Raw genomic sequence first — 25,237 nt, 5'->3', positions numbered from 1 at the left:
TCTTGAAGCTCTCCGGGGCGCCGGTCTTGGGGGCGAGTACCGTAGCGACCGCGGTAACGTTGTCGATGAGTTCTACGTACCGGCTTTGCGGGCATCGACTGCGTACGACCGTGCTGTCGGGTACTTCACGGCCTCTGTACTGGCTGTCATCGGTGAGGGCATAGAAGAATTCACCCGGCGCGGTGGGAAGATGCGCATCGTGGCCTCGCCCTATCTGCTCGCCGAAGACATCGCCGAGATCGAAGCGGGCTACGAGCTCCGCGCCGTTATGGAGAAGGCTGCCCTACGCGACCTGGAGCGTGCGACGGAAGACCTCAGGGCGGTGCGCGGACTGGGCAAGCTCGGCGCGCTCATCGCCGAGGGGCGACTGGATTTGAAACTCGCCTACGTCACGGCCGGCAGCCGGGTCGGCATGTATCACGAGAAGATCGGCGTGTTCCGCGATGAGCGCGACCTCGTTGCGTTCAAGGGCAGCGCGAATGAGACGCTGTCGGGCCTGGTGGGCAACTTTGAATCCATCGAGGTCTTCCGTAGCTGGGACGAGCGAGACCGCGAACGGGCTTCGCGTATCAGCAAGGACTTCGACGACCTGTGGCATGACAAGACCCCCCTGCTTCGTGTGATGCCCTTCACCGATGCCGCCAAGCAGATCATCGAGCGCAGCAGCTGCGCTGCAGCTGACCCCAACGACGACACAGTGATCCCCCCGTCCGGCGCACCGATCACTGTCATCCGCGAAGACCGGACCGGAATGCTGACCATCCCTCCGCAGCTACAAGTGCGCGACTACCAGAAGAGGGCCGTCACCCAGTGGTTCGCTCACCAGGGCCGCGGCATCATGCGCATGGCAACCGGCACCGGCAAGACCCTCACCGCCCTGTCCGCCGCCGCCCAAGTGACCAAGATGCTCCACAAGGCTGGCGAACCACTACTCACGGTCGTGATTGCCCCCTACCAGCACCTGGTCGACCAGTGGGCGAAAGACATCGAGTGGTTCGGCGTGTACCCCCTACGCGCCTACGAGTCGACCGCCTCATGGTTCCCCCACGCCTCCCAAATGTTGGATGCGCTGGCACTGCACACCACCCGTGGTGGCGTCATCATCACTACGAACAAGACTTTCGGCGAGATCGCCTTCCAAAGCATCCTCCAGCGGTACCGCGGCCAGCTCCTCCTCATCGCCGACGAGGCACACAACCTCGGCGCCCGGCACATCCGCTCCAAGCTGCCCGACAGCGCGCAGTTTCGCCTCGGACTGTCGGCCACCCCGGAACGCTGGTTCGACGACGAAGGCACCACCGCGCTCACTGACTACTTCGGGCCGGTGGTCTTCGACCTGGGACTCGGTGACGCCATCAAAGCAGGAGCACTGTGTCGCTACACCTATAAGCCCGTGATCGTGGAACTGGATGCCAATGAGACCGACCTCTATATAGAGGTCACGGAAAAGATCGGCAGGCTGTTCGCGATGCAACAGTTCTCCGAACAAGCCGACGACAATAGCCCCCTGGGCCACCTGCTGCGTAAACGAGCCAACCTCCTCGGCCACGCCCGCGCGAAACTCCCAGCGCTGCGAGGGGAGATCAGCCAACGCAGCGAGGAGTGGTATCAGCTGCTGTACTGCGCAGAGGGACAGCACCCCCTGTCCTACGAAGACGGCGCCGCGCCGGAACCAGCGCAGATCGATCAAGTACTCGACCTCGTCGGCAACCAGCTACAGATGCCCGCCGCTCGCTACACCGCCGAGACCAAGCGACCCGAACGTCGGCAAGTCCTGCAGCAGTTCGCCGACCGCAAGCTGCAAGTGATCGCCTCCATGCGCTGCCTGGACGAAGGCGTCGATGTGCCCGCCGCCCGCACCGCATACCTGCTGGCCAGCTCCTCCAACCCCCGGCAGTTCATTCAACGCCGCGGCCGAGTGCTGCGACAGGCACCCGGCAAGACCATGGCCGACATCGTCGACTTCATCGTGGTCCCCCCGTCCAATATGCCGGATCTGCAGGACCGCACCGAACGCAGCATGGTGGCCCGCGAGCTGGCCCGCGTGACGGAGTTCGCACAACTGGCGGACAACGAAGCCGAGACCCTCGACCTCCTTCGTCCACTACGCCTGCGATATGGCCTGCTCGACACCTGATCCACTGCATCACCAAACGGAGTAGACGTGAGCGAGAAGAAAACTGCGCAGGACGTGCTGAGTCAGCTGTCGCCCGAGGGCGTCAAACTCGCCAGGCGTGTCATCGAGTTGGAGCGCGAGAACTTGCACATCAGAAGCTCAACCACCGTGGTCAATGAGATCGTGGCGGCCGTGAAGGGACTGATCAAGTGAAACTCCTGAGACTGAGCCTGGACAACTTTCGCGCGTTCTACGGCCGTCAGACGCTGGACCTCGCCGTCGACGACTCCAAGCCGGCGGTGCTGATCTTTGGCAACAACGGTGCAGGCAAGACCACCCTCCTCAACGCCTTCGCCTGGGCGTTGTACGGCAAGTTCTCCGCCGACGTCGAGCAGCAGCACCGTGTCATCCATGACCACAAATGGGCGGAGACCCCGCACGGCATGCCCATCAGCGCGTCGGTGGAGCTGAAATTCGAACACGCAGGGGCAATCTTCACCGCGCTGCGTGAGGTGGCCACCGTTAAGAACACTGAGGAGCAGGTAGCCGTTGGAGCCAAGCTCACCCTCAACGAGATTAGGAACGGGGAGAGTAAGCCCGTAGCCAACGGCCAGGACCGCATCGAGAAGATCCTTCCCGAAGGCCTACGTCGCTTCTTCTTCTTCAACGGTGAGCGCATGGAAAAGATGTTCACCGGCGAGGAGAACAACGACGAGGTCAAACGCGCCATCAAGACCCTGATGGATCTTGAACCGATGGAGCGGGCGATCACCGAGCACCTTCCCGCAGCCGCACGACGCCTAGCGAAGGAGATCGACAAGGGTGGGGACAGCCGCCTCCAGCAGCTGCGCGATCAACAGGAAAGCCTCGAACAGCAGCGTGATGACGCCGCCCGGCGTGCGCAGAAGGTCTCCCGCGACATCAGCAGTTACGAGCGCGAAGTCCGGGAGATGGAACGAGCGCTGCGCAGCCACTCGGAATCCAAGCCTCTGCAAAATGCTCGTAAGAAGCTCGAATGGAAAATCAACGAGATGGGCGGGCAACTGCAGGACCGGTACGCACGCAAGCGTGAGATCCTGTCCAAGGGAGGATTTCTTGCCTTCACGTCGCACATCGACGACACTGTGATCGGGCTGGCAGAAGCTATGCGCGAGCGCCGCCAACTGCCCGCCGGCATCCAACGCGACTTCATCGAGGGCCTCCTCGAAGAAGGAATATGCATGTGCGGCACCCCCGTTCCCGAGGGGAGCGCGGCATATCACGAGCTGGACAAGCGCCGCTATAACGCTGGTCTTGCCGATGTGGAAGCCCGATGGATGTATGTCAGTGGACAGATGAAGCACCTCAGCGAGGCACGTCAAAAGCTGCTCGACGACCTGCGGCAGGCCACATTCGAAATCCAAAACTGCCAGGACGAGATCAAGAGCCTGGAGGAAGAAAAGAGCGAAATCGACCGCCAACTGCAGGGCGTCAACATCGAAGACGTACAGCGCCTCGAGCAGCGGCGCAAGGAGTACGACGAAAAACGCATTGACGGACTCGCGGAACACCGCCGTCTGGAAGAGCGCCGGATCGAGTTCGAAGCCGAGATCGACAAGATGAAGAGACTCTTCAGATCCGCGCAGGCAGCGGACGAAGCATCCCGCAAGGTCCAGCGGCAGGTCAATCTCGTCAACGAGGTGCTGGACACCTTCCGCGAAGCACTGGAACTGAAGACCGAAGAGGTCCGCGAACAGCTCGATGCGAAGCTCAAGGAGGTCTTCTCGAGGATCTTCATCAAGTCCTACGAGCCCGAACTAACCGACTCCTTTGAGCTGTTGCTGAAGTCCCCCGCCGGCATCGCCATCCGCAGCACAGGCGAAAACCAGGTCCTGGGCCTGTCCTTCGTCGGCGCAGTCTCGGAGATCGCCAAGCAGATTCACCAGCGCAAGGCCAAAGACAGCGACGACATCATTGGCGAGGGGGGAATTTACCCGGTCGTCATGGACGCTCCCTTCGGCAGCCTGGACTTCACCTACCAAGAAGAAATTTCCCAAGCACTGCCAAAGCTCACCTCACAGATCGTCACCCTGCTGTCCAACTCCCAGGCGAGTGGCAACGTGATGGACAACCTCCAAGGAGCGGCGACTCGCATGTACGTGCTGCGCACGGTCACCCCTAACACCGGCGCCGCGCAAGAGACGATCGAGATCAACAATCGGGCCGTCGCATACGTCATGCACGGTGATTTCGAGCACACCATTCTGGAAGAGGTGGCACTCTGATGGCATACGAAGACCGTTTCCGCAGGCCAGCCGCCCACGAGGACCTCATCGCGGCCCTGGCCGGCAAAGAGGGCCCGTTCAATGCCATGGTGGACGTACTCATGTTCGCCGCGGTGCTGGGCCGCGACAAGGGAAAGCGCGAGCCCTTCGACAAAGCCGGCGAGCCCATCCGCTTGGCGCTGGTCGAAGGCCGTCAATACGGCGATGTACTCATCGACATGATCGCAGTGGCGGAGGAGCCCAATGATCCGAAGATCCTCGCCGACGAGCGCCAGCCCGATCGGGTTGAGATCTTCGAGGAGTATGCCAACGGAGGACTGAACTATATTCAAGGCGAGATCAACGCCAGCGGAGGGCACGACTACGTCTCCATCATCAGCACCCTAGTCATGGACGCTCTCACCGCGCCCGACGAACGGCAGAACGATGTCTCTGCATTGATGCAAGCCGCAGACCTGGATTGGTAGCAGCAACATCGACTCCCGGCACGACGCTGCCGCTACTATGCCGGGCATCTTCTCCTATCCGGCCTCCGCCGGGCAGGTCCACAGACTGCCCGACGCGCCGGAAGCTTAGGGGCCATGATCACTCGCGCCAAATCAGCGCCAACGGCGGATACACCGGCCACCTCACGGACTGGGCCACCCAGCACCTCGGACTCGTCTTCGACATCGTCCGCCGCAGCGACGACATCCAGGGTTTCCAGGTCCTGCCCCGTCGCTGTGTCGTCGAAAGGTCCTTCGCCTGGCTCCTGCGCAGCCGACGCCTGGTCCGTGACTACGAGCGACGCACCGACACCAGCGAGGCCGTCGTCCTGTGGTCGATGAGCATGGTCATGAGCCGCCGCCTGGCCACCCGGCACCAGCCTGGTCCGGTGCGGGCAGCGTGAAGCGACCGGGCTTGTCCTCCACCAGCCAGCCCCGCTCCACCAGCCGTTTTGGCCGCGCCCGCGCTCCCTCGACGCGCGAGGCCAACCCGCTGTCCCAGCCCAGCACCACCGCCGCTCGCCGGGCACCGAGGCCACCGATCCCCGCCTCCCCGGCGGCAGCCATCAACGCCTTGTAGTCCACCGACAACACCTCGACTCCAGCGGAGTCCTGGCGGTGAGGCACCGCCCGGCGCGGCCCCACCGGCTTCCTCTGCGCCACTCCGTCGGCCACCACGGCGGGTGCATCTGCCTCGGCCAGCGCCTCCAGATACTGCTCCAGACCGATCACCCGGCACCGGAGCACATCTTCCGCCTCCGCCAGAGCCGTCCGCGCTCGATCCAACTCGGCTGCGAGCTCCTCCACCCGCACCGCCGCGGTCTTCCGCCTGGTCTCCAGAACAGCCCGCATCGACGGCATCCGCCACCCCCAAGACATCTCGGCCCACAACGGACCGAGACTCCCGCAACAACCCGGATCTCATGCCTGACCATCAGAAATACACGTGAGGTTCGGAAAGAGAACGACTTCAAGCTTGACTCTGTCGGGGATCTTGGAGTTTCGCGGTGCGGGTGCATGGTCAACGGGCATGCTCGAGTAGTTCTGCCGACCGGCGCAGCTGTCGAGGTGCCCGTTGTCCCTTCGCCCCCGTTCCGGTGAGCAAGTCCTTTCTCTGACCGCGCAGATCGCGCGGGCGAGCAACCCGGGCGGTACGACGGCGATATGGGTGCGTGACCGGCTGGATGGGCTGTGGTGCGACAGGGACTTCGCCGACTGGTACCCGCGGGATGGGCGCCCGGGTCTCTCGCCTGCTCAACTGGCCACCGTCTGTGTGCTGCAGTTTCTGCTCGGCCTGTCGGACCGGCAGACCGCCGAGGCGGTCCGCTGTCGCATCGACTTCAAGTACGCCATGGCGATGGAACTGGACGATCCCGGTTTCCACCACAGCGTGCTGGCCGACTTCCGCGACCGTCTCGCCGAAGGCGACCGCGCTGACCGCCTCCTCGACCCTGCGCTGGCCCGCCTCACGGAGGCCGGACTGGTGCGCGAGCGCACCACGCAGCGCACCGACTCCACCCACGCTGCGCCACGAGGCGCTCTGTCATATCCCCGGCTCAGCCGGGAGAAACTCGGAGGAATGTTTCTGGGTCCAATGACTTACCTGGATCTGAAAAGTGAAGGGAACCATAGCATGTCAGGAAAGTATCGCTTGTGTTCAGGCGTATGAAGCAAGGCGATACGGGACCCGCGCGACATGGTTAAAGCTGGACTGCCTGTACCCTAATCTCCAGAAGGTGCAAAGGAGTCTCCCACCGGAAAGACGTCTGAAACCGGTGCCATGCCCTGCGCCGATATAACGTGAGGGTCGGCGCAACCTCCGGGGTGTGGATCGACTCCCAGTGAGGGAGTTCAAGGGGATGAGTGGGGAACCTAAATCGCGCTATGACGTATGACAGAGACGAACGTGGGATCACCTAAGGGGCGCGAGTCCTATGGTGACAGAGGCCCCGTAGTAGTCGTCGGATTAACGCCCGACCAGGGAGGACGGGAAGGCCGTCCGCAGGGCGAAGGGGGCTAGGTGACCGGACACTCAAAATCCGCGAGGTATGCGTAATGCAAAGTGCCGAAACGGTGTTGAAGGTCCTCCGTGAACGCGGGAGGCGTGGCCTGCCGTGCAACGAACTGTATCGACAACTGTTCAACCCGGACTTGTATCTTGTGGCCTACGGGCGCATCTACTCCAACGATGGGGCGATGACGCCCGGGGCCTGCGGGGAAACCGCGGATGGCATGTCTATGGCCAAGATCGGACGCATCATCGACGCGATGCGCCACGAGCGCCACCGATTCCAACCTGTGAGGCGCGTCTACATTCCGAAAAAGAACGGAACACTAAGACCCCTCGGCCTGCCGTCCTGGGTGGACAAACTTGTCGGTGAAGTAGTCCGGCTCCTGCTGGAGGCGTACTACGAGCCACAGTTCTCCCGTCGATCGCACGGTTTCCGTCCCCACCGTGGCTGCCACAGCGCCTTGAGCGAAATTGAGGAGACGTGGGGCGGGACAACCTGGTTCATCGAAGCGGACATCTCTGACTGTTTCGGAAGCCTTGACCATGAGGTCATGCTCTCGATCCTCTCAGAGAAAATCCACGACAACCGGTTCCTTCGGCTCATCAAACAGATGCTGCAAGCCGGATACCTGGAGGACTGGGAATGGAACGCCACACTCAGCGGAGCTCCGCAAGGTGGCGTGGCATCCCCAATCCTTTCCAACATCTACTTGGACCGGTTGGACACTTTTGTCGAGACAGTTCTCATCCCAGAATATACCCGAGGAAAACGCAGGGCACCCAACCCCGCGTACACCAGGAAAACCGACGCGATCCACCGCGCCCGTAAGCGCGGAGACCGAGTCGCAGTCCGGCAATTGCGCGCAGCACGACGTGGTCTTCCCCACGGGAACCCAAACGATCCCCAATACCGGAGATTACGGTACTGCCGCTACGCCGACGATCACCTTCTCGGGTTCACCGGACCCAAGGCCGAAGCCGAACAGATCAAGCAACGCCTGGCCCTCTTCCTGCGTGAGGACCTCAACCTGGAGTTGAGCCAGGACAAGACACTGGTCACCCATGCCCGTGCCAGTGCCGCGAGATTCCTCGGCTACGAGATCACCGTCCAGCACAGCCGGTGCCGGCCGAAGGTAAACGGCCACATCCGGCTACGCGTACCGCGAACGGTGATCAAGGCCAAGGCCGCCCCGTACCTCAAACACGGCAAACCCGAACGCCGCACAGAACTGATGACCCGTGACGACCCTGTGATCATCAGTACCTACGGCGCCGAGTTCCGGGGACTGGTGCAGTACTACCTGCTCGCCAGCGACGTCGGGAGACTGGACTACCTGCACTGGGTGGCCCTGACCTCGATGCTCAAGACGCTGGCCGCCAAGCACCGCTCGACGGTGTCGAAGATGGCCCGCAAGTACAAGGCCAAGGTCGACAGCCCGTACGGGCCATACACGTGCTTCGAGGCCAGCGTGTCACGGCCGGGCAGGAGACCACTGACCGCCAGGTTCGGTGGCATTCCTCTACGACGGCAGAAGAAAGCGGTCATCGTCGACCGTCAGCCAGCCCCGGTCACCGTCCGCCGCACAGAGCTGGTCACCCGGCTCACGGCGCGGCGGTGCGAGTGGTGCCAGCGCCGCGCTCCGGTGGAAACCCACCAGGTCCGCAAGCTTGCCGACCTCGACCAACCGGGGCGACCACAGCCCGCGTGAGCGCAACTGATGGCCAAACGGCGCCGCAAGACCCTCGTGGTCTGCGCGGACTGCCACCAGGCCATCCACGCCGGGCAACCGACCGCGACACCCACGGGATAGTCACTTGAGAGCTACGTGCATCGAAAGGTGCCCGCGTGGTTCGGACCGGAGGCCGTTGGAAAAGGCGCCGCACGCAGCGGAAACCTCGCCAACGGCCTACCGGTGTTCCTGGCCGCGGTGCGCGACCTGACCCGCCTGGAGCTGATCACCGAAGCGGTCCGCGCCGCACTCGAAGAAGTCGCCGGCACATCCCCGCACCTGCTGGACGAGCTGGTCGATAGGGAGTGGGGCCGCCGCCACGGCTGGCCGGTCCGCCTGGGCAAGAACCCCACCAAGCCCACGACCAGGATCCTCGCCACCGGGAACGATGCCGTCCGGCTCCTGGAACACCTCTACCGGCACGGAGCAGGCCGCACGTCCGGCCCTCGCGTCCAGGCCCTGCGCCAGATCATGGTGCAGAACTACCACCGTGACCAGGCAGGCCGGCTGCGCTGGCGCACCGCCGAGAAGGAAGGCGGACCCGGGCTGCCGCCCTCGTCCCGGGCAGTCGTCTCGCCCTACGACACCTCGGCCCGCTATGCACGGCACGGGCACATCATCAGCTGGAAGGGGTTCGCCGCTCATCTGACGGAGACCTGTGCTGCCGACGGCCCCAACGTGATCACGGACGTGGCCACCACCGCGGCCACCACCCACGACAGTCAGGTCCTGCCCGGCATCCACACCCGTCTGGCGCGGCGCGGGCTGCTGCCCGCCGAGCACCTGGTCGACGCCGGCTACACGTCCCTGCCCCACCTGGAACAAGCCGCCCGTGAACACCAGGTCACCGTCTCCGGGCCGCTGAAAAGCAACCCCACCCGCCAACACCGGCAGAACGAGGGCTTCGCCCGGGACGACTTTCACATCGACTACGACCGTCAGCAGGTCACGTGCCCTCAGGGGCAGGTCAGTGTGGGCTGGCACGGCCCTTACCCGACCTCGTCACCCACCGCGGCCCCGCTGATCGTGGCCAGGTTCACCAAGAGTCAGTGCCGTCCCTGCCCGGCCCGCACCCAGTGCACCTCCACCGCCGACAGTGCCCGAACCGTGGGCTTTCCCCCGCGAGAACTCCGTGACCTGCAACTTTGCGTCCGCGCGGAGCAACAGACGCCCGAGTGGAAGACCCGCTATGCGGTCCGCTCGGGAGTGGAGGGCACGGTCAACGAGTTCGCCCACGGACACGGCATGCGGCGCTGCCGCTACCGAGGACACGGAAAGGCCCACATCCAGCACGTTCTGACGGCCATTGCCGTCAACATCGAGCGCCTCAGCGGACTGCCACCGGCCGAAGAAGCAGCCACGTCCCGCCGACCGACTGCCTTCCAGCGCGACCTCGACCAGCGCGAGATACCCCGGCTGAAGTCATGGCGAACCCTGGGAACCTGACCGGCATCTCCAAGATCCCCGACAGGATCAAGCTAAGGTGGCCAACCAGGTGGACTCGCGCGTCGTCGCCAACCCGGAGCAGGCCCGCAACCTCCTGGCTGCCGTCTCCTATGTGGGCGGATACCGGTGTGCCCGCGGCCGTCGTCTCGTGGGTCTGTTCGCCGCCATGTACTTCGGTGGTCTCCGGCCGGCGGAAGCGGTCGGCCTTGTCGAGACGGACTTGATCCTTCCCGAACGGGGTTGGGGCTCGGCCCTGTTCCACCGGACCCGCCCGCCGGTCGGCAAGCAGTGGACCGACTCAGGGGAGACCCATGACGACCGTGGGTTGAAGAACTGACCGACCGAGGACGTGAGGCGGGTGCCGATCCCGCCTCACCTCGTCGCTGTGCTCCGCGAGCATCTGGCCACCTTCGGTACGGCGGATGACAGACGGCCCTTCTTCAGCGAGAAAGGCTCGGTCGTTCCGTCCTCGACTTACTACCGCGTGTGGCAAGAGGCCCGGCTCCTCGCGCTCCCGCCGGCCGTCGCGTCCTCGCCGCTCGCGAGTCGGCCGTACGACCTTCGTTACTCGGCGCTGTCGACGTGGCTCAACGCCGGCGTTCACCCCACCGAGGTGGCCGAGCGCGCCGGTAACAGTGTCGAAGTCCTGCTGACTCGCTACGCGAAGTGCCTCGACGGACGGCAGGACGTTGCCAACCGGCGTATCGAGGACCTCCTGCGCGAGTACGAGTGACTGCCTTTGACCGTGTCCGAGGCCCCTGGCGTTCTTCCCAGGGGCCTCGTCGTTTGTGCAGCGCGTTAACCAGATCTGGCGGCTTGGGCCTGTTCGGAGGAGAGCAGGCGCTCAAGGTTTCTCCGCTCGCTGTCGAGCGCAGCGAGCATCTGGATGCGAGTGCGTTCGAAGCCGGGCTCGACCTCGACGCCGAGGTCATGTCGCAAGGTGACCCGCAGCAGGTACACGCCGTCGGACAGCGGTCCATTGAACCAGGCCTTCGCACGACTGTATGCCTCGTCCAGGTCGGGGCTGCTCGGCAACTGCTTGACCACGGAGTACCCGACTCCGAGTGCCCTGTTAAGGGTCGAGGCGATTTCGAGAACATCCTTGGGCAGGGCCATCTGCGCCTGAGAATATTCCTCTGACCAGGCCTCTTTAGCGGCGTCAAGGATTGTCGGCTCGACGTCCTCACCGCGTTCGGCCGCTCGGACCGCGTCTCGGGCGGCGACCCGGTAAGCGCGAGCGGTGGTGTTCAGGCGGGCATAGAGCTCACGTCTGGCTTGCTGCGCTTGGTCTTGGCGGTCTTCCGCCCGCTCACGATCGGCACGCTTGTTCTGCTCTCGGCTCGCGCGCTGGCTGAGTACTGCCCCACCCAGAGTTCCGCCCAGCGTTCCTCCGACGCCTATGAGCGCGACGGCAAGCGTGGTCACGTCCACGAGATCCCCCAACTCATCCATTCGTCTGCCCGGCCGGCGGCTGGTGGCGACAGCTCAGCTTCGCCAGCCTCATACCCACCCGCGGTGCAGCTGTAGACCAGGACGACGATAACGAGGCGCAGGTCTGCTCGGCTCCAACGAGGGGCACCACCTGCGACGATGCCCCAAGATCCCGTTCACACCTCGTCCACGGACCCCGACATACGGTCGCTCCGGGCTGCATCCGCCTGCACATACGCGAAGACCCCGGCTCCAGCGTTTCCGCTGGTGACGGGGTCTTTGGGCACCTTCTGCAAGGTGCCCCCGGCAGGATTCGAACCTGCGCACACGGCTCCGGAGGCCGTTGCTCTATCCCCTGAGCTACGGGGGCGTGTCGGTCGCGGTGATCGCGGCGACGGGTAGAACACTACCAGTTCCGATGGGGTGGTCAGGAACCGTTTTCGTGGTGGGGGAGGGCGGGGGTGTCGCTCGTGCGGGGTGGAAGTGGGGAAACGGCGGACGCGGTGGCCGGTCCCGACCTACTCTCGAGTTGTGGCAGGCGCTGCGGGCCGGGTTCTTGTGGTGGACGACAACAAGGTCATCCGGCAGTTGATCAGGGTCAACCTCGAGCTGGAGGGCATCGAGGTCGTGACCGCGGCCGATGGTGCCGAGTGTCTGGAAGTCGTTCATCAGGTGCGGCCCGACCTTGTCACCCTTGATGTCGTCATGCCGAGGCTCGACGGGCTGCGGACCGCCGGACGGCTGCGTTCCGATCCGCGTACGCGTGACCTTCCGCTCCTGATCGTGAGTGCCTGTAGCCAGTACGAGGTGGACAGCGGGCTCGACGTCGGCGTCGATGCTTTTCTTGCCAAGCCCTTTGATCCTCAGGAACTTGTCCGGCTCGTTCGTGAGTTGATCGTGGATCCTCTGGGGCGGGTACGTGGGACCGGGGATGCGGAGCCGGCCGCGGGGCATGCCGGCGGGTGAGGCCGGGGGTGCCCACGGGCGTCCACATCCCGGGATTGAGGCCTAACTCATTCGCATACCCACCCCCCTCCTCCCCTACGCTTGTCCCGTGACCCCCGTCGAGCTCTCCCGCACCGTGCTGCACGCGGTGCGCCGTGCCGTCGAGGAGGGCGAGCTGGCGGTGGCCGTGCCCGAGCGGGTCGTGGTGGCTCCGCCGGGGCCCGGGGGGTGTGGGGATTACGCCACCAACGTCGCCCTGCAGATCGCCCGGTCGGCCGGGCAGCCGGCGCCGCGGGTCGCCGAGGTGATTCGAGGGCAGTTGCTGCGTGCCGGTGGGATCCGTGAGGTGGTCGTCACCGGGCCCGGGTTCATCAATATGCGGCTTCAGGACGCCGCTTCCGCCGACCTCGTGCGCGAGATCCTGCGGTGTGGATCCCGGTATGGACACGGCAGCAGAAACGGCAGCGGCAGCAGCGGGGGCGGGGGCGTTGTATCGCTTCGTGCCGCCCGTGACGTGCGGGCCGTCGTTCAGCTTGATGTTGTCGCGCGGCTTCTGCGGTCGCAGGGGTGCGTCGTGGAGACCAGTTGTGCCGGGGCGCTCGACACGGCGTGGGGGAGTGGGCTGGGGGTGCGGGTCGACCGCACCGGGGGGGATGGTCCTGTCGGTGTTCGGCCCGTGCCCGTGTCCTTCGATCCGCTGCCGCTCGGGCGGGACGCCGGGCGCTGGGCGCTGCTGTATCCCGCGCCGGGTGATCGGCCCCGGGCGGGGGACGAGTATCTGGTGCAGCGGGAGAGCAATCCGTTGTTCCGGGTGCGGTATGCGCACGCCCGGTGTCGGGCGGCCGTACGGAACGCGGGTGATCTGGGGTTCGGGGCGGAGCCGGGGAGCGTGGAGGCTCCGGGGCTGGTCCAGGCCCTCGCCGACTACCCGCGCGTCCTCGCCGGGGCCGCCGACCACCGTTCGCCCGACCGGCTCGCCCGGCATCTCGTGACCGTCGCCGATGCGGTGCTGCCGCTGCTTCCCGGCGTGTTGCCGCTCGGTGAGGAGAAACCCTCGGCCGCCCACCGTGCCCGGCTGGCCCTCGCCGAAGCCGCCGGGACGGTGCTGGCCGGTGGCCTGTCCCTGCTCGGTATCGACGCACCCGACCACCTCTGAGAGAGCCCAGAGAGAACATCATGAGCCGTTCCGCACATCCCGCCGGGCCCCGTCACGCCGACGTCCTCCCTGAGGGGCACTACTCCGCGCCGCCCGCCGATCTCAACGCCCTCGACCCCAAGGTGTGGGCCCAGACCGTCGAGCGTGACGAGCACGGGGTGATCTCCGTCGGCGGGATCGACGTCAAGCGGCTGGCCGAGGAGTTCGGCACCCCCGCCTACTTCCTCGACGAGGACGACTTCCGGGCCCGGGCGCGGGCCTGGCGTACCGCGTTCGGTGAGGACGCCGACGTGTTCTACGCCGGCAAGGCGTTCCTGTCCCGGGCCGTCGTGCGGTGGCTGGACGAGGAGGGGCTGAATCTGGATGTCTGCTCGGGTGGGGAGCTGGCCACCGCCCTGTCCGCCGGGATGCCGGCCGAGCGGATCGCCTTCCACGGCAACAACAAGTCCACCGGTGAGATCCGGCGGGCCGTCGAGGCCGGGGTCGGGCGGATCGTGCTCGACTCGTTCCAGGAGATGGTGCGGGTCGCCCACATCGCCCAGGAGCTCGGTACGCGGCAGCGGGTGCAGATCCGTATCACCGTGGGTGTCGAGGCGCATACGCACGAGTTCATCGCCACCGCCCACGAGGACCAGAAGTTCGGGATTCCGCTGGCGGGCGGGCAGGCGGCGGAGGCCGTGCGGCGGGCGTTGAAGCTGGACGGTCTCGAGCTCATCGGGATCCACTCGCACATCGGGTCGCAGATCTTCGACATGTCGGGGTTCGAGGTCGCCGCGCACCGGGTGGTGGGGCTGCTCAGGGAGGTGCGGGACGAGCACGGGGTCGAACTGCCCGAGATCGACCTCGGGGGCGGGCTCGGAATCGCGTACACGAGTGACGACGATCCCCGTGAGCCCCATGAGATCGCCAAGGCGCTGACCGAGATCGTCACCCGGGAGTGCGAGGCGGCCCGGCTCGCGACGCCCCGCATCTCCGTGGAGCCGGGACGCGCCATCGTCGGGCCGACCGCCTTCACGCTCTACGAGGTCGGCACCGTCAAGCCGCTCGACGGGCTGCGCACGTACGTCTCCGTCGACGGCGGGATGTCGGACAACATCCGCACCGCGCTGTACGACGCCGAGTACAGCGTCGCTCTCGCCTCCCGCACCACCGACGCCGAGCCGGTGCTGTGCCGGGTCGTCGGCAAGCACTGCGAGAGCGGGGACATTGTCGTGAAGGACGCCTTCCTGCCGGGGGACCTGGCGCCGGGCGACCTTCTCGCCGTACCGGCGACCGGGGCGTACTGCCGGTCCATGGCCAGCAACTACAACCATGTGATGCGGCCGCCGGTCGTCGCCGTGCGCGGCGGCGAGGCGCGGGTGATCGTCCGGCGGGAGACCGAGGAGGATCTGCTCCGGCTCGACGTCGGGTGATCGCGTGACCGCGTGACCGATGGAGGGTGCCGGTCGGGTGAGTGGTTGAGTGGTGGTGGACGGGGGCCTGGTCGGGTGGCGGAAGATCTTCGGTCGTTCCGGTCAGGGAGATGAAATTGATGTCTCACGATCCGGACATAACGCAGAAAGTTGCGTCCGGTGAGTGAGACTGGTGCAACCGAGACGGTAATCAGGAAACGAGGTCGGATGATGCGTACGCGTCCGCTGAAGGTGGCGCTGCTGGGCTGTGGTGTGGTCGGCTCAGAGGTGGCGCGCATCATGACGACGCACGCCGCCGACCTCGCCGCCCGGATCGGGGCTCCGGTGGAGTTGGCGGGCGTGGCCGTGCGGCGGCCCGACAAGGTGCGTGAGGGGATCGACCCCGCCCTGGTGACCACCGACGCCACCGCGCTCGTCAAACGCGGCGACCTCGACATCGTCGTGGAGGTCATCGGCGGCATCGAGCCCGCCCGCACCCTCATCACCACCGCCTTCGAGCACGGCGCCTCCGTCGTCTCCGCGAACAAGGCGCTGCTCGCCCAGGACGGCGCCGCGCTGCATGCCGCCGCCGAGGAGCACGGCAGGGACCTCTACTACGAGGCCGCCGTCGCCGGCGCCATCCCGCTGATCCGCCCGCTGCGCGAATCGCTCGCCGGGGACAAGGTCAACCGGGTGCTCGGCATCGTCAACGGCACCACCAACTTCATCCTCGACAAGATGGACAGCACGGGCGCCGGGTACCAGGAGGCGCTCGACGAGGCCACCGCCCTGGGGTACGCGGAGGCCGACCCGACCGCCGACGTCGAGGGGTTCGACGCCGCCGCCAAGGCCGCCATCCTCGCCGGGATCGCCTTCCACACGCGCGTGCGTCTCGACGACGTCCACCGCGAGGGCATGACCGAGGTCACCTCCGCCGACTTCGCCTCCGCCAAGGAGATGGGCTGCACCATCAAGCTGCTCGCCATCTGCGAGCGGGCCGGCGACGGGGCGTCGGTCACCGCGCGGGTGCATCCGGCGATGATTCCGCTCAGCCACCCGCTGGCCTCCGTGCGCGGCGCGTACAACGCCGTGTTCGTGGAGTCGGACGCCGCAGGCCAGCTGATGTTCTACGGGCCGGGTGCCGGCGGCGCGCCGACCGCCTCCGCCGTCCTCGGTGACCTGGTCGCCGTGGGGCGCCACCGGGTCAGCGGGACGACCGGTCCCGGCGAGTCCGCGTACGCCGCGCTGCCCGTCTCGTCGATGGACGAGGTCGTCACGCGCTACCACATCAGCCTCGACGTGGCGGACAAACCGGGTGTTCTCGCCCAGGTCGCCACCGTGTTCGCGGAGCACGGTGTCTCGATCGATACGGTTCGCCAGCAGGGCAAGGACGGCGAGGCGTCGCTCGTCGTCGTCACGCACCGTGCGTCCGACGCGGCCCTCGGCGGGACCGTCGAGGCGTTGCGCAAGCTCGACACCGTGCGTGGTGTCGCGAGCATCATGCGGGTTGAAGGAGAGTAGCCAGCAATGACCCACCAGTGGCGCGGAATCATCGAGGAGTACCGGGACCGGCTGCCGGTATCCGACAGCACGCCGATCGTGACGCTCCGTGAGGGCGGTACGCCGCTCGTGCCCGCGCAGGTGCTCTCCGAGCGCACCGGCTGCGAGGTGCACCTCAAGGTCGAGGGTGCGAACCCGACCGGGTCCTTCAAGGACCGGGGCATGACCATGGCCATCTCCAAGGCGAAGGAGGAGGGGGCCAAGGCCGTCATCTGCGCCTCGACCGGCAACACCTCCGCCTCCGCCGCCGCGTACGCCGTGCGGGCGGGCATGGTCTGCGCCGTGCTCGTGCCGGAGGGCAAGATCGCGCTCGGCAAGATGGGTCAGGCGCTGGTCCACGGCGCGAAGATCCTCCAGGTCGACGGCAACTTCGACGACTGCCTCACGCTGGCCCGCGCGCTGAGCGACAACTACCCCGTCGCGCTGGTCAATTCCGTCAACCCGGTGCGTATCGAGGGGCAGAAGACCGCCGCCTTCGAGATCGTCGACATGCTCGGCGACGCGCCCGACATCCATGTGCTGCCGGTGGGCAACGCGGGCAACATCACCGCGTACTGGAGGGGGTACAAGGAGTACGCCGCCGACGGTGTCAGCACCAAGACGCCGCGCATGTGGGGCTTCCAGGCCTCCGGCAGCGCGCCGCTGGTGCGCGGCGAGGTCGTCAAGGACCCGTCGACCATCGCCACCGCCATCCGGATCGGCAACCCCGCCTCCTGGGACTTCGCGCTCGCCGCGCGGGACGAGTCCGGCGGCGCCATCGACGAGGTGACGGACCGTGAGATCCTGCGCGCCTACCGGCTGTTGGCCGCTCAGGAGGGTGTCTTCGTCGAGCCCGCGTCCGCTGCTTCGGTGGCCGGTCTGCTGAAGGCCGCCGAGCAGGGCAAGGTCGACCCGGGGCAGACGATCGTGTGCACGGTCACCGGCAACGGTCTGAAGGACCCGGACTGGGCCGTCGCGGGTGCGCCGCAGCCGGTCACCGTCCCCGTCGACGCGGCGACGGCCGCGGAGCGGCTCGGTCTCGTCTGAGGGACTGAAGGGCTTGAGGCCTGAGGGGCCTGCGGGACTGAGCGTCTGAGCGATGTCCGGGGCCGGTTCCGTGCCGTGGGGCTGGTTCCGGGCCTCGTCCGGGGCAGGCGTCGTGCCCCGGACAGGGCCTCGCACAGGGCGGGTGCCCGTCGTCCGAGAGGGGGCGGGCGTCCGTACTCCGCCGGCTCCCGTATCCCGCCAGGGTCAGGCGTCCGCGCCTCGCCCCTCCCCGGGGGCGCGTCCACCAGAGGGGCACGGCGCATGGCACAGCACCACAGGGCACCGCAAAGCACCACAGTGCCCCCGAACCGGCAGTACGGGCGTAAGGGCGCGCTCACCTGGGGAAGTTACCGACGAGGGTTGCATGGGGGGCTCTCGACACGCATCGTGCGCCTCCCGTGCGCCCTATGTCGCCACTGAACCTTCCTTCGATAAGCTGTACTGAACCCGCCCGCCGCATACGCGGCGGTCGTGCGTCGTCTCCACGGTCCGGAAAATGGCCGGGAAGCGACCCGGAAAGCGGTCGGCCACCCCGGTCGACGGCGGTCCCAGGGGTTTTCGTACGTCATCGAATGTCGATCGTGTCCCCCGTGTCCATCGAATGTCATTCGACAGTCCGACAGTCACGCAGCTCAAGGAGAGTTTTCGAGCGATGGCCGGTCCAGCCTTCCGCGCCGCCGCCGTCCGGGTGCGCGTCCCCGCCACCAGCGCCAACCTCGGCCCGGGCTTCGATGCCTTCGGCCTCGCGCTGGGGCTGTACGACGACGTGGTCGTCCGGGTGGCCGACTCCGGGCTGCACATCGACATCGCCGGTGAGGGCGAAGAGACCCTTCCGCGGGACGAGCGCCATCTCCTCGTACGCTCCCTGCGCACCGCCTTCGACCTGCTCGGCGGGCAGCCGCGCGGCCTCGAGATCGTCTGCGCCAACCGCATCCCGCACGGCCGGGGCCTGGGTTCCTCCTCCGCCGCCATCTGCGCCGGGATCGTCGCCGCTCGCGCCGTGACGATAGGCGCCGACGCCAAGCTCGACGACACCGCGCTGCTCGAGCTGGCCACCGAGATCGAGGGTCACCCCGACAACGTCGCCGCGTGTCTGCTGGGCGGATTCACCCTGTCCTGGATGGAGCGCGGCGCGGCCCGTGCGATCAGGATGGAGCCCGCCGATTCCATCGTTCCGGTGGTCTTCGTGCCCGGGAAGCCGGTTCTCACCGAGATGGCGCGGGGACTGCTCCCGCGCACCGTGCCGCACGTCGACGCCGCCACCAACGCGGGCCGTGCCGCCCTGCTCGTCGAGGCTCTGACCAGGCGCCCCGAGCTGCTGCTGCCCGCCACCGAGGACCGTCTGCACCAGGAGTACCGCGCCCCGGCCATGCCGGAGAGCGCCGCCCTGGTGGAGCGGCTGCGCGGGGACGGCATCCCCGCGGTGATCTCCGGGGCCGGACCCACGGTGATGGCGCTGGCCGACGCGGAGACGGCCGACAAGGTCGAAGCACTGGCCGGCAGCGAGTGGGCCGCGAACCGGCTCGGCCTGGATGTCCACGGAGCGAGCGTGCTTCCGCTCGCGACCTGACACACGGTTGCCGGATTTGGAGAGGGGGAATGTTTGTTGGATCCGGTAGTGTTAACCTCAAGTCTGCACCCGACCTCCACCATGGCGAGGTGCCTCGTGTCCCCGTCCGGGACAGACATTCTTCCGGGAGCCCCCCAAGCCGCACTGTGTTCACTGCTACGTATGCGGGCAGTACGTCGTACGCGGACGCTGAACGGCCCGACGGTGGGGCTAGCCCCTCTGGGGGAGCTCCGGAACCGGTGCGACCACGCCACGTGACACAGGGTGTCGCGACCCGGGGAAGCGCCATCACCAGATATCCCTTCCGCCGCTCAGGCGGACAACCGCCCCGGCACGGTCCGCACAGCAAGGACCGATGCCGGACAGCACAACCGGTCGCCGAGCCAGACAGGCCGACGTCCGCTCCAGGGAAGGACCCTTCGTGAGCGACACCACCGATCTGATGGGCGCACGTGTCGAGGAGACCGCTGCCGCGCCCGCCACGGACGCTTCCGCGCCTGCTTCCGGTGCCGGCTCCCGGCGGCGCCGGGGTACCGGCCTTGACGGCATGGTGCTGGCCGAGCTGCAACAGGTCGCGAGCGGCCTCGGAATCAGGGGCACCGCGCGGATGCGCAAGAGCCAGCTGATCGAGGTCATCAAGGAGGCGCAGGCCGCCGGTGGGGCCGCCCCCGCCGGATCGGCGCCGGCCAAGGCCGAGTCCGCCACCGAGACCAAGCCGAAGCGCCGTGCCACCTCGCGGACCCGTACGGGTGACTCCGCCGAGAAGAAGGCCGACGCCAAGGGCGAGCAGGCCCCCGCCGAGCAGGCCGCGGCCCAGCAGCAGATCGACATCCCCGGCCAGCCCTCTCCGAAGGCCTCGGCCGAGCCGGCCGAGGAGGCCGCCGCTCCCGCCGAGCGCCGCCGCCGTCGTGCCACCGCCGACGCCGGTGCCCCGGCCGCCGCGGCAGCCGCGACCGAGACGGTCACCGCCGAGGCGAAGACGGAATCCAAGGCCGAGGCCCCGGCCCAGCAGCAGGCGCAGCAGGGCGAGGGCAAGTCCGACCAGGACGGCGGCGAGGGCCGCCGTCGCGACCGACGTGACCGCGGCCGCGGTGAGCGTGGCGAGCGCGGTGACCGTGGTGAGCGGGGCGACCGCGGAGATCGTGGCGAGCGCGGGGACCGCCGCGGCAAGGGCGACGACCAGCAGCAGAGCCAGCAGGGCGGCGGCCGTCAGCAGAACCAGCAGGGCGGCGGCGGCCGGCAGGACCGGCAGGACCGTCAGCACGACGACGACGACTTCGAGGGCGGCCGTCGTGGCCGTCGTGGCCGCTACCGCGACCGCCGTGGCCGTCGTGGCCGCGACGAGGTGCAGGAGCCGCAGATCAACGAGGACGACGTCCTGATCCCCGTCGCGGGCATCCTGGACATCCTCGACAACTACGCCTTCATCCGCACCTCCGGCTACCTGCCCGGTCCGAACGACGTGTACGTCTCCCTCGCCCAGGTCCGCAAGAACGGCCTGCGCAAGGGCGACCACATCACCGGCGCGGTCCGCCAGCCCAAGGAAGGCGAGCGGCGCGAGAAGTTCAACGCGCTGGTCCGCCTGGACTCCGTCAACGGCATGGCGCCCGAACACGGCCGAGGCCGCCCGGAGTTCAACAAGCTCACCCCGCTGTACCCGCAGGACCGCCTCCGTCTGGAGACCGACCCGGGCGTGCTGACCACGCGGATCATCGACCTCGTGTCGCCGATCGGCAAGGGCCAGCGCGGTCTGATCGTGGCCCCGCCGAAGACCGGCAAGACCATGATCATGCAGGCGATCGCCAACGCGATCACCCACAACAACCCCGAGTGCCACCTGATGGTCGTCCTGGTCGACGAGCGTCCGGAAGAGGTCACCGACATGCAGCGGTCGGTCAAGGGCGAGGTCATCTCCTCGACCTTCGACCGCCCGGCCGAGGACCACACCACGGTCGCGGAGCTCGCCATCGAGCGTGCCAAGCGCCTGGTGGAGCTGGGTCACGACGTCGTGGTGCTGCTCGACTCGATCACGCGTCTGGGCCGTGCGTACAACCTCGCCGCCCCGGCCTCCGGCCGCATCCTGTCCGGTGGTGTCGACTCGACCGCCCTGTACCCGCCGAAGCGCTTCTTCGGTGCGGCCCGCAACATCGAGGACGGCGGCTCGCTGACCATCCTCGCCACCGCCCTGGTGGACACCGGGTCCCGCATGGACGAGGTCATCTTCGAGGAGTTCAAGGGCACCGGCAACGCGGAGCTCAAGCTCGACCGGAAGCTCGCCGACAAGCGCATCTTCCCGGCGGTGGACGTCGACGCGTCCGGCACCCGTAAGGAAGAGATCCTGCTCGCGCCCGACGAGCTCGCCATCGTCTGGAAGCTGCGCCGGGTGCTGCACGCCCTCGACCAGCAGCAGGCGGTCGAGCTGCTGCTCGACAAGATGAAGCAGACGAAGTCGAACGCCGAGTTCCTGATGCAGATCCAGAAGACGACGCCGACACCGGGCAACGGCGACTGACGCTCGTCGGGACCGCGTCTCCCGGGCGCGGGTGGCTTCCGGCCACTCGCGCCCGTGCTCGTGCCCGCTCCATGCCGGTGCCCGTGCCCGTGCCCGGGCCCGGGTGGTCGTGCCGGTGCCCGGTCTGGGCGGTTGAGCCGTGCCCCATGCCCGGGCGGCCGTGTCGTGCCCCGGGTGGTCCCGCCGCGCGCGTGAACAGCCGGATACATTCCCGTGCCCCTCTGGGGGCGCACAGGTGGCCGTCCCGTTTCGTGGGGCGGTCTATTTTCGTGCCGTGATGTCCTCGGACAGGTGTACGTCACGTGGCTTCGGGCCTTTTCCAGATCCTGATTCGGGCCCGAACTCACCATCCCGAGGGGGGAATTGCATGGGTACATCCCTGTCCGGAGGCGGGCGGCACAGACGCCGGTTCGGCCTCGCCCTGCCCGTCGCCGCGGCCGGTCTCGCGGCGGCCGTCGGTGCCGCGCTGATGACCTCGCCGGCCGGCGCAGCGCCCGCGCTGCCGCAGCCGACCGTCGACCCCGCGCAGGAGTCGCCGTCGCTCGCCGAGCTGACGCGGCGCGTCGTGGGCGCCATGGCGGGTGACGACATCGCGGGGCAGACGAACAAGACGCCGCTGAGCAAGAGCGTGAACCCGGACTCCGGCATCGACGCGAAGATCGGCGGCAGCACCACCAGCATCACCTCGGCGCCCTGGATGGCGCAGCTGCACTACTACGACGACCGGGGTACCGACAGCCTGGCCGACGACATCGGCTTCTTCTGCGGCGGCGCCGTCGTCGCGCCGACGAAGATCCTCACCGCCGCGCACTGCGTCAAGGGCTACAACTGGAAGAACACCACGTACAACGCCCTGGTCACGGTTGGTGACGTCAGCGGCGACGGCAAGGCCGACCTCCTGGTCCGCACCCCCGGCGGCACGATGTACCAGTACCGTGGCTCCGGGAGGAGCACCGCCCCGTTCTTCTCCGCGCGGATCTCCGTCGGTACCGGCTTCCAGCACTACGACATCTTCGGCTGATCGACGTCTGATCTCAGGATGATCTTCGGCTGATCGTCGGCAGGCCCGGCGGGTGAGCGGTGCACGCCGCCCACCCGCCGGGCCTTCGGTGTGCCGGGCGGGCCGTGGAGCCGGTCGGGCCGGGCGCCGGAAGCCGGTGGGAATAGAGCGGCCCCACCCCTCGTTTTGGGGGATGGCGCCAGTCCTGGCAGACTGGTACGTCGGCCCCGGTTCACGCTCCCGCACCGAGCGGTGGCGACCCGGCGCCCTCCCGAACCTAGGAGACACCTTGAAGCGCGACATTCACCCCGAGTACGTCGAGACGCAGGTCAGCTGCACCTGTGGCGCGTCGTTCATCACTCGCAGCACGATCAACAGCGGCACCATCCGTGCCGAGGTCTGCTCCGAGTGCCACCCGTTCTACACGGGCAAGCAGAAGATCCTCGACACCGGTGGCCGTGTGGCCCGCTTCGAGGCCCGCTTCGGCAAGGCCGCCGGCTCCAAGAAGTAGCGAGTCACCGATCGCCGGTCCACGGCCGCGCCCCCGCCCGGGGGCAGGCCGGGACCGGCGTTTTTGGTCGCCCGCCCTTCACCCACGTACCAGCAGGAGCCCAAGATGTTCGAGGCCGTCGAGGAACTCGTCGCCGAGCACGCCGACCTGGAGACGAAGCTCGCCGACCCGTCGGTCCACTCCGACCAGGCCAACGCGCGCAAGCTGAACAAGCGCTACGCCGAGCTCACGCCGATCGTCGCCACGTACCGCTCCTGGAAGCAGACGGGCGAGGACATCGAGACCGCGCGTGAATTCGCCGTCGACGACCCCGACTTCGCCGCCGAGGTCAAGGAGCTGGAGGAGCAGCGCGAGACGCTCACCGAGAAGCTGCGCCTGCTCCTCGTCCCGCGCGACCCCAACGACGACAAGGACGTCATCCTCGAGATCAAGGCGGGCGCGGGCGGCGACGAGTCCGCCCTGTTCGCAGGCGACCTGCTGCGGATGTACCTGCGCTACGCCGAGCGCGTCGGCTGGAAGACCGAGATCATCGACGCCACCGAGTCCGAGCTGGGCGGCTACAAGGACGTCCAGGTGGCGGTGAAGGCCCGCGGGCAGATCGAGCCCGGCCAGGGTGTGTGGGCGCGGCTGAAGTACGAGGGCGGCGTGCACCGCGTGCAGCGGGTGCCGGCGACCGAGTCGCAGGGCCGTATCCACACCTCCGCGGCGGGTGTCCTGGTGACGCCCGAGGCGGAGGAGGTCGATGTCGAGATCAACCCGAACGATCTGCGGATCGACGTCTACCGGTCGTCCGGTCCTGGCGGGCAGTCCGTCAACACCACCGACTCCGCCGTGCGCATCACGCACCTGCCGACCGGAGTCGTCGCCTCCTGCCAGAACGAGAAGAGCCAGCTGCAGAACAAGGAGCAGGCCCTGCGTATCCTGCGCTCCAGGCTGCTCGCCGCGGCGCAGGAGGAGGCGGAACGGGAGGCCGCGGACGCCCGTCGCAGCCAGGTCCGCACCGTCGACCGCTCCGAGAAGATCCGTACGTACAACTTCCCGGAGAACCGCATCTCGGACCACCGCGTCGGCTTCAAGGCGTACAACCTGGACCAGGTCCTGGACGGCGACCTCGGCGCGATGATCCAGGCCTGTGTCGACGCGGACTCGGCCGCCAAGCTCGCCGCCGCGTAAGCCGCGCAACTCTCGAAGACAGTCCGGAGGACCAGTGAACCTGCTGCTCGCCGAGGTGGCCCAGGCCACCCAGCGGCTCGCCGACGCCGGCGTGCCCTCGCCGCGCACCGACGCGGAGGAGCTCGCCGCGTTCGTGCACGGCGTCAAGCGCGGCGAGCTGCACGGCGTCAAGGACTCCGACTTCGACGCCCGGTACTGGGAGGTCATCGCCCGCCGTGAGGCCCGCGAGCCGCTCCAGCACATCACCGGACGCGCGTACTTCCGCTACCTGGAGCTCCAGGTCGGTCCCGGGGTGTTCGTGCCGCGGCCCGAGACGGAATCGGTCGTCGGCTGGGCGATAGACGCGGTCCGCGCGATGGACGTCGTCGAGCCCTGCATCGTCGACCTGTGCACCGGCTCGGGCGCCATCGCGCTGGCGCTGGCCCAGGAGGTGCCGCGCTCGCGCGTGTACGCCGTCGAGCTGTCCGAGGACGCCCTGACGTGGACGCGCAAGAACATGGAGGGGTCCAGGGTCGAACTGCGCCAGGGAAACGCCCTGGCGGCCTTCCCGGACCTCGACGGGCAGGTCGACCTGGTCGTCTCCAACCCGCCGTACATCCCGCTCACCGAGTGGGAGTACGTCGCCCCGGAGGCCCGTGACTACGACCCCGATCTGGCGTTGTTCTCCGGCGAGGACGGGCTCGACCTGATCCGCGGCCTGGAGCGCACCGCGCACCGGCTGCTGCGCCCCGGCGGGGTGGTCGTCGTCGAGCACGCCGACACCCAGGGCGGACAGGTCCCGTGGATCTTCGCCGAGGACCGCGGCTGGACCGACGCGGCCGACCACCCCGATCTGAACAACCGTCCGCGGTTCGCCACCGCGCGCAAGGCGCTGCCGTGAACGCCGTGAGTGTCCCGCATACTTCATCCC

The 25,237-nt window shown here is 67.6% G+C and carries 19 protein-coding genes, 1 tRNA gene and 2 pseudogenes; 19 read left to right on the top strand and 3 right to left on the bottom strand.

Features of this window, described 5'->3' with window-relative positions:
• Positions 1 to 190 precede the first annotated feature (190 nt).
• Genes ACIF9R_RS24650 through ACIF9R_RS24635 form a run of 4 tightly spaced genes read left to right on the top strand, consistent with a single transcriptional unit; the run spans position 191 to position 4,847 of the window.
• Entirely contained in the window at positions 191 to 2,137 is a 1,947-nt protein-coding gene (locus ACIF9R_RS24650; RefSeq protein ID WP_399983890.1) for a DNA phosphorothioation system restriction enzyme, read from the top strand.
• Positions 2,138 to 2,164: 27 nt separating this feature from the next.
• Positions 2,165 to 2,329, top strand: a complete 165-nt coding sequence (locus ACIF9R_RS24645) for a hypothetical protein (protein ID WP_010984359.1) — start codon at positions 2,165 to 2,167, stop codon at positions 2,327 to 2,329.
• A complete protein-coding gene (locus ACIF9R_RS24640) occupies positions 2,326 to 4,380 on the top strand; it encodes an AAA family ATPase (protein WP_399983886.1) in 2,055 nt (684 codons plus the stop codon). The genes ACIF9R_RS24645 and ACIF9R_RS24640 overlap by 4 nt, the downstream gene beginning before the upstream one ends.
• A complete protein-coding gene (locus ACIF9R_RS24635; protein WP_399983883.1) occupies positions 4,380 to 4,847 on the top strand; it encodes a DNA phosphorothioation-associated protein 4 in 468 nt (155 codons plus the stop codon). Before ACIF9R_RS24640 ends, ACIF9R_RS24635 begins: the two co-directional genes overlap by 1 nt.
• A 366-nt stretch (positions 4,848 to 5,213) precedes the next feature.
• Here ACIF9R_RS24635 and ACIF9R_RS24630 read toward each other — a convergent pair whose 3' ends face one another.
• The gene (locus tag ACIF9R_RS24630) at positions 5,214 to 5,717 is read right to left on the bottom strand and encodes a hypothetical protein (RefSeq protein WP_399983880.1); all 504 of its coding nucleotides are present in this window, start codon (positions 5,715 to 5,717) and stop codon (positions 5,214 to 5,216) included.
• 223 nt (positions 5,718 to 5,940) lie between these two features.
• Here ACIF9R_RS24630 and ACIF9R_RS24625 point away from each other — a divergent pair, with 223 nt between their 5' ends.
• The 4 genes and pseudogenes from ACIF9R_RS24625 to ACIF9R_RS24610 all read left to right on the top strand — a co-directional run.
• Positions 5,941 to 6,534, top strand: coding sequence for a transposase (locus ACIF9R_RS24625; protein WP_399983877.1), 594 nt, complete (start codon positions 5,941 to 5,943; stop codon positions 6,532 to 6,534).
• 386 nt (positions 6,535 to 6,920) lie between these two features.
• A pseudogene (locus tag ACIF9R_RS24620) lies at positions 6,921 to 8,687 on the top strand (reverse transcriptase domain-containing protein).
• A 15-nt stretch (positions 8,688 to 8,702) separates the two neighbouring features.
• Positions 8,703 to 10,052, top strand: a complete 1,350-nt coding sequence (locus tag ACIF9R_RS24615) for a transposase (protein WP_399983874.1) — start codon at positions 8,703 to 8,705, stop codon at positions 10,050 to 10,052.
• Positions 10,053 to 10,086: 34 nt separating this feature from the next.
• Positions 10,087 to 10,785 (top strand): annotated as a pseudogene (locus tag ACIF9R_RS24610) (site-specific integrase); the annotation flags it as partial.
• 65 nt (positions 10,786 to 10,850) lie between these two features.
• Here the strand turns inward: ACIF9R_RS24610 and ACIF9R_RS24605 are convergent.
• Positions 10,851 to 11,477, bottom strand: coding sequence for a hypothetical protein (locus ACIF9R_RS24605; protein ID WP_399983871.1), 627 nt, complete (start codon positions 11,475 to 11,477; stop codon positions 10,851 to 10,853).
• 304 nt (positions 11,478 to 11,781) lie between these two features.
• Positions 11,782 to 11,853: transfer RNA gene (locus ACIF9R_RS24600), tRNA-Arg, on the bottom strand.
• Positions 11,854 to 12,041: 188 nt separating this feature from the next.
• Between ACIF9R_RS24600 and ACIF9R_RS24595 the strand changes: the two genes are divergently transcribed.
• The 11 genes from ACIF9R_RS24595 to prmC all read left to right on the top strand — a co-directional run bounded on the left by ACIF9R_RS24595 (position 12,042) and on the right by prmC (position 25,207).
• A complete protein-coding gene (locus ACIF9R_RS24595; protein WP_399983967.1) occupies positions 12,042 to 12,449 on the top strand; it encodes a PleD family two-component system response regulator in 408 nt (135 codons plus the stop codon).
• Positions 12,450 to 12,537: 88 nt separating this feature from the next.
• The gene (gene nrtL / locus ACIF9R_RS24590; RefSeq protein WP_399983868.1) at positions 12,538 to 13,584 is read left to right on the top strand and encodes an ArgS-related anticodon-binding protein NrtL; all 1,047 of its coding nucleotides are present in this window, start codon (positions 12,538 to 12,540) and stop codon (positions 13,582 to 13,584) included.
• Between the two features lie 20 nt (positions 13,585 to 13,604).
• Complete coding sequence (gene lysA, locus ACIF9R_RS24585; RefSeq protein WP_399983866.1) at positions 13,605 to 14,996, top strand: diaminopimelate decarboxylase; 1,392 nt, start codon at positions 13,605 to 13,607, stop codon at positions 14,994 to 14,996.
• Positions 14,997 to 15,203: 207 nt separating this feature from the next.
• Positions 15,204 to 16,496, top strand: a complete 1,293-nt coding sequence (locus ACIF9R_RS24580) for a homoserine dehydrogenase (protein WP_399983863.1) — start codon at positions 15,204 to 15,206, stop codon at positions 16,494 to 16,496.
• A 6-nt stretch (positions 16,497 to 16,502) separates the two neighbouring features.
• Entirely contained in the window at positions 16,503 to 17,561 is a 1,059-nt protein-coding gene (thrC, locus tag ACIF9R_RS24575) for a threonine synthase (RefSeq protein WP_399983860.1), read from the top strand.
• 652 nt (positions 17,562 to 18,213) lie between these two features.
• Complete coding sequence (thrB, locus tag ACIF9R_RS24570; RefSeq protein ID WP_399983857.1) at positions 18,214 to 19,131, top strand: homoserine kinase; 918 nt, start codon at positions 18,214 to 18,216, stop codon at positions 19,129 to 19,131.
• A gap of 421 nt (positions 19,132 to 19,552) precedes the next feature.
• On the top strand, positions 19,553 to 21,643 hold the full coding sequence (rho, locus tag ACIF9R_RS24565) for a transcription termination factor Rho (RefSeq protein ID WP_399983854.1): 2,091 nt from the start codon (positions 19,553 to 19,555) through the stop codon (positions 21,641 to 21,643).
• Positions 21,644 to 22,010: 367 nt separating this feature from the next.
• Positions 22,011 to 22,664 carry a trypsin-like serine protease gene (locus ACIF9R_RS24560; RefSeq protein ID WP_399983851.1) on the top strand — a complete coding sequence of 218 codons (654 nt, stop codon included), beginning with the start codon at positions 22,011 to 22,013 and terminating at the stop codon, positions 22,662 to 22,664.
• Positions 22,665 to 22,932: 268 nt separating this feature from the next.
• The gene (gene rpmE / locus ACIF9R_RS24555; RefSeq protein ID WP_399983848.1) at positions 22,933 to 23,154 is read left to right on the top strand and encodes a 50S ribosomal protein L31; all 222 of its coding nucleotides are present in this window, start codon (positions 22,933 to 22,935) and stop codon (positions 23,152 to 23,154) included.
• Between the two features lie 105 nt (positions 23,155 to 23,259).
• Positions 23,260 to 24,327 carry a peptide chain release factor 1 gene (gene prfA, locus ACIF9R_RS24550; protein WP_399983845.1) on the top strand — a complete coding sequence of 356 codons (1,068 nt, stop codon included), beginning with the start codon at positions 23,260 to 23,262 and terminating at the stop codon, positions 24,325 to 24,327.
• 34 nt (positions 24,328 to 24,361) lie between these two features.
• Positions 24,362 to 25,207, top strand: a complete 846-nt coding sequence (prmC, locus tag ACIF9R_RS24545) for a peptide chain release factor N(5)-glutamine methyltransferase (protein ID WP_399983842.1) — start codon at positions 24,362 to 24,364, stop codon at positions 25,205 to 25,207.
• Positions 25,208 to 25,237 lie beyond the last annotated feature (30 nt).

This window comes from Streptomyces sp. NPDC086080 (assembly GCF_044540255.1).
Classification (GTDB): domain Bacteria; phylum Actinomycetota; class Actinomycetes; order Streptomycetales; family Streptomycetaceae; genus Streptomyces.
The sequence above is the reverse complement of the archived record's forward strand: the minus strand, read 5'-3'. Positions and strand labels throughout refer to the sequence as shown.

Bases quoted from the DNA above. Each gene is read 5' to 3' on its own strand.
- ACIF9R_RS24650 (WP_399983890.1), top strand. From the start codon at position 191: ATGCGCATCGTGGCCTCGCCCTATCTGCTCGCCGAAGACATCGCCGAG.
- ACIF9R_RS24635 (WP_399983883.1), top strand. From the start codon at position 4,380: ATGGCATACGAAGACCGTTTCCGCAGGCCAGCCGCCCACGAGGACCTC.
- ACIF9R_RS24630 (WP_399983880.1), bottom strand. From the start codon at position 5,717: ATGCGGGCTGTTCTGGAGACCAGGCGGAAGACCGCGGCGGTGCGGGTG.
- lysA (WP_399983866.1), top strand. From the start codon at position 13,605: ATGAGCCGTTCCGCACATCCCGCCGGGCCCCGTCACGCCGACGTCCTC.
- ACIF9R_RS24580 (WP_399983863.1), top strand. From the start codon at position 15,204: ATGATGCGTACGCGTCCGCTGAAGGTGGCGCTGCTGGGCTGTGGTGTG.
- thrC (WP_399983860.1), top strand. From the start codon at position 16,503: ATGACCCACCAGTGGCGCGGAATCATCGAGGAGTACCGGGACCGGCTG.
- thrB (WP_399983857.1), top strand. From the start codon at position 18,214: ATGGCCGGTCCAGCCTTCCGCGCCGCCGCCGTCCGGGTGCGCGTCCCC.
- ACIF9R_RS24560 (WP_399983851.1), top strand. From the start codon at position 22,011: ATGGGTACATCCCTGTCCGGAGGCGGGCGGCACAGACGCCGGTTCGGC.
- prfA (WP_399983845.1), top strand. From the start codon at position 23,260: ATGTTCGAGGCCGTCGAGGAACTCGTCGCCGAGCACGCCGACCTGGAG.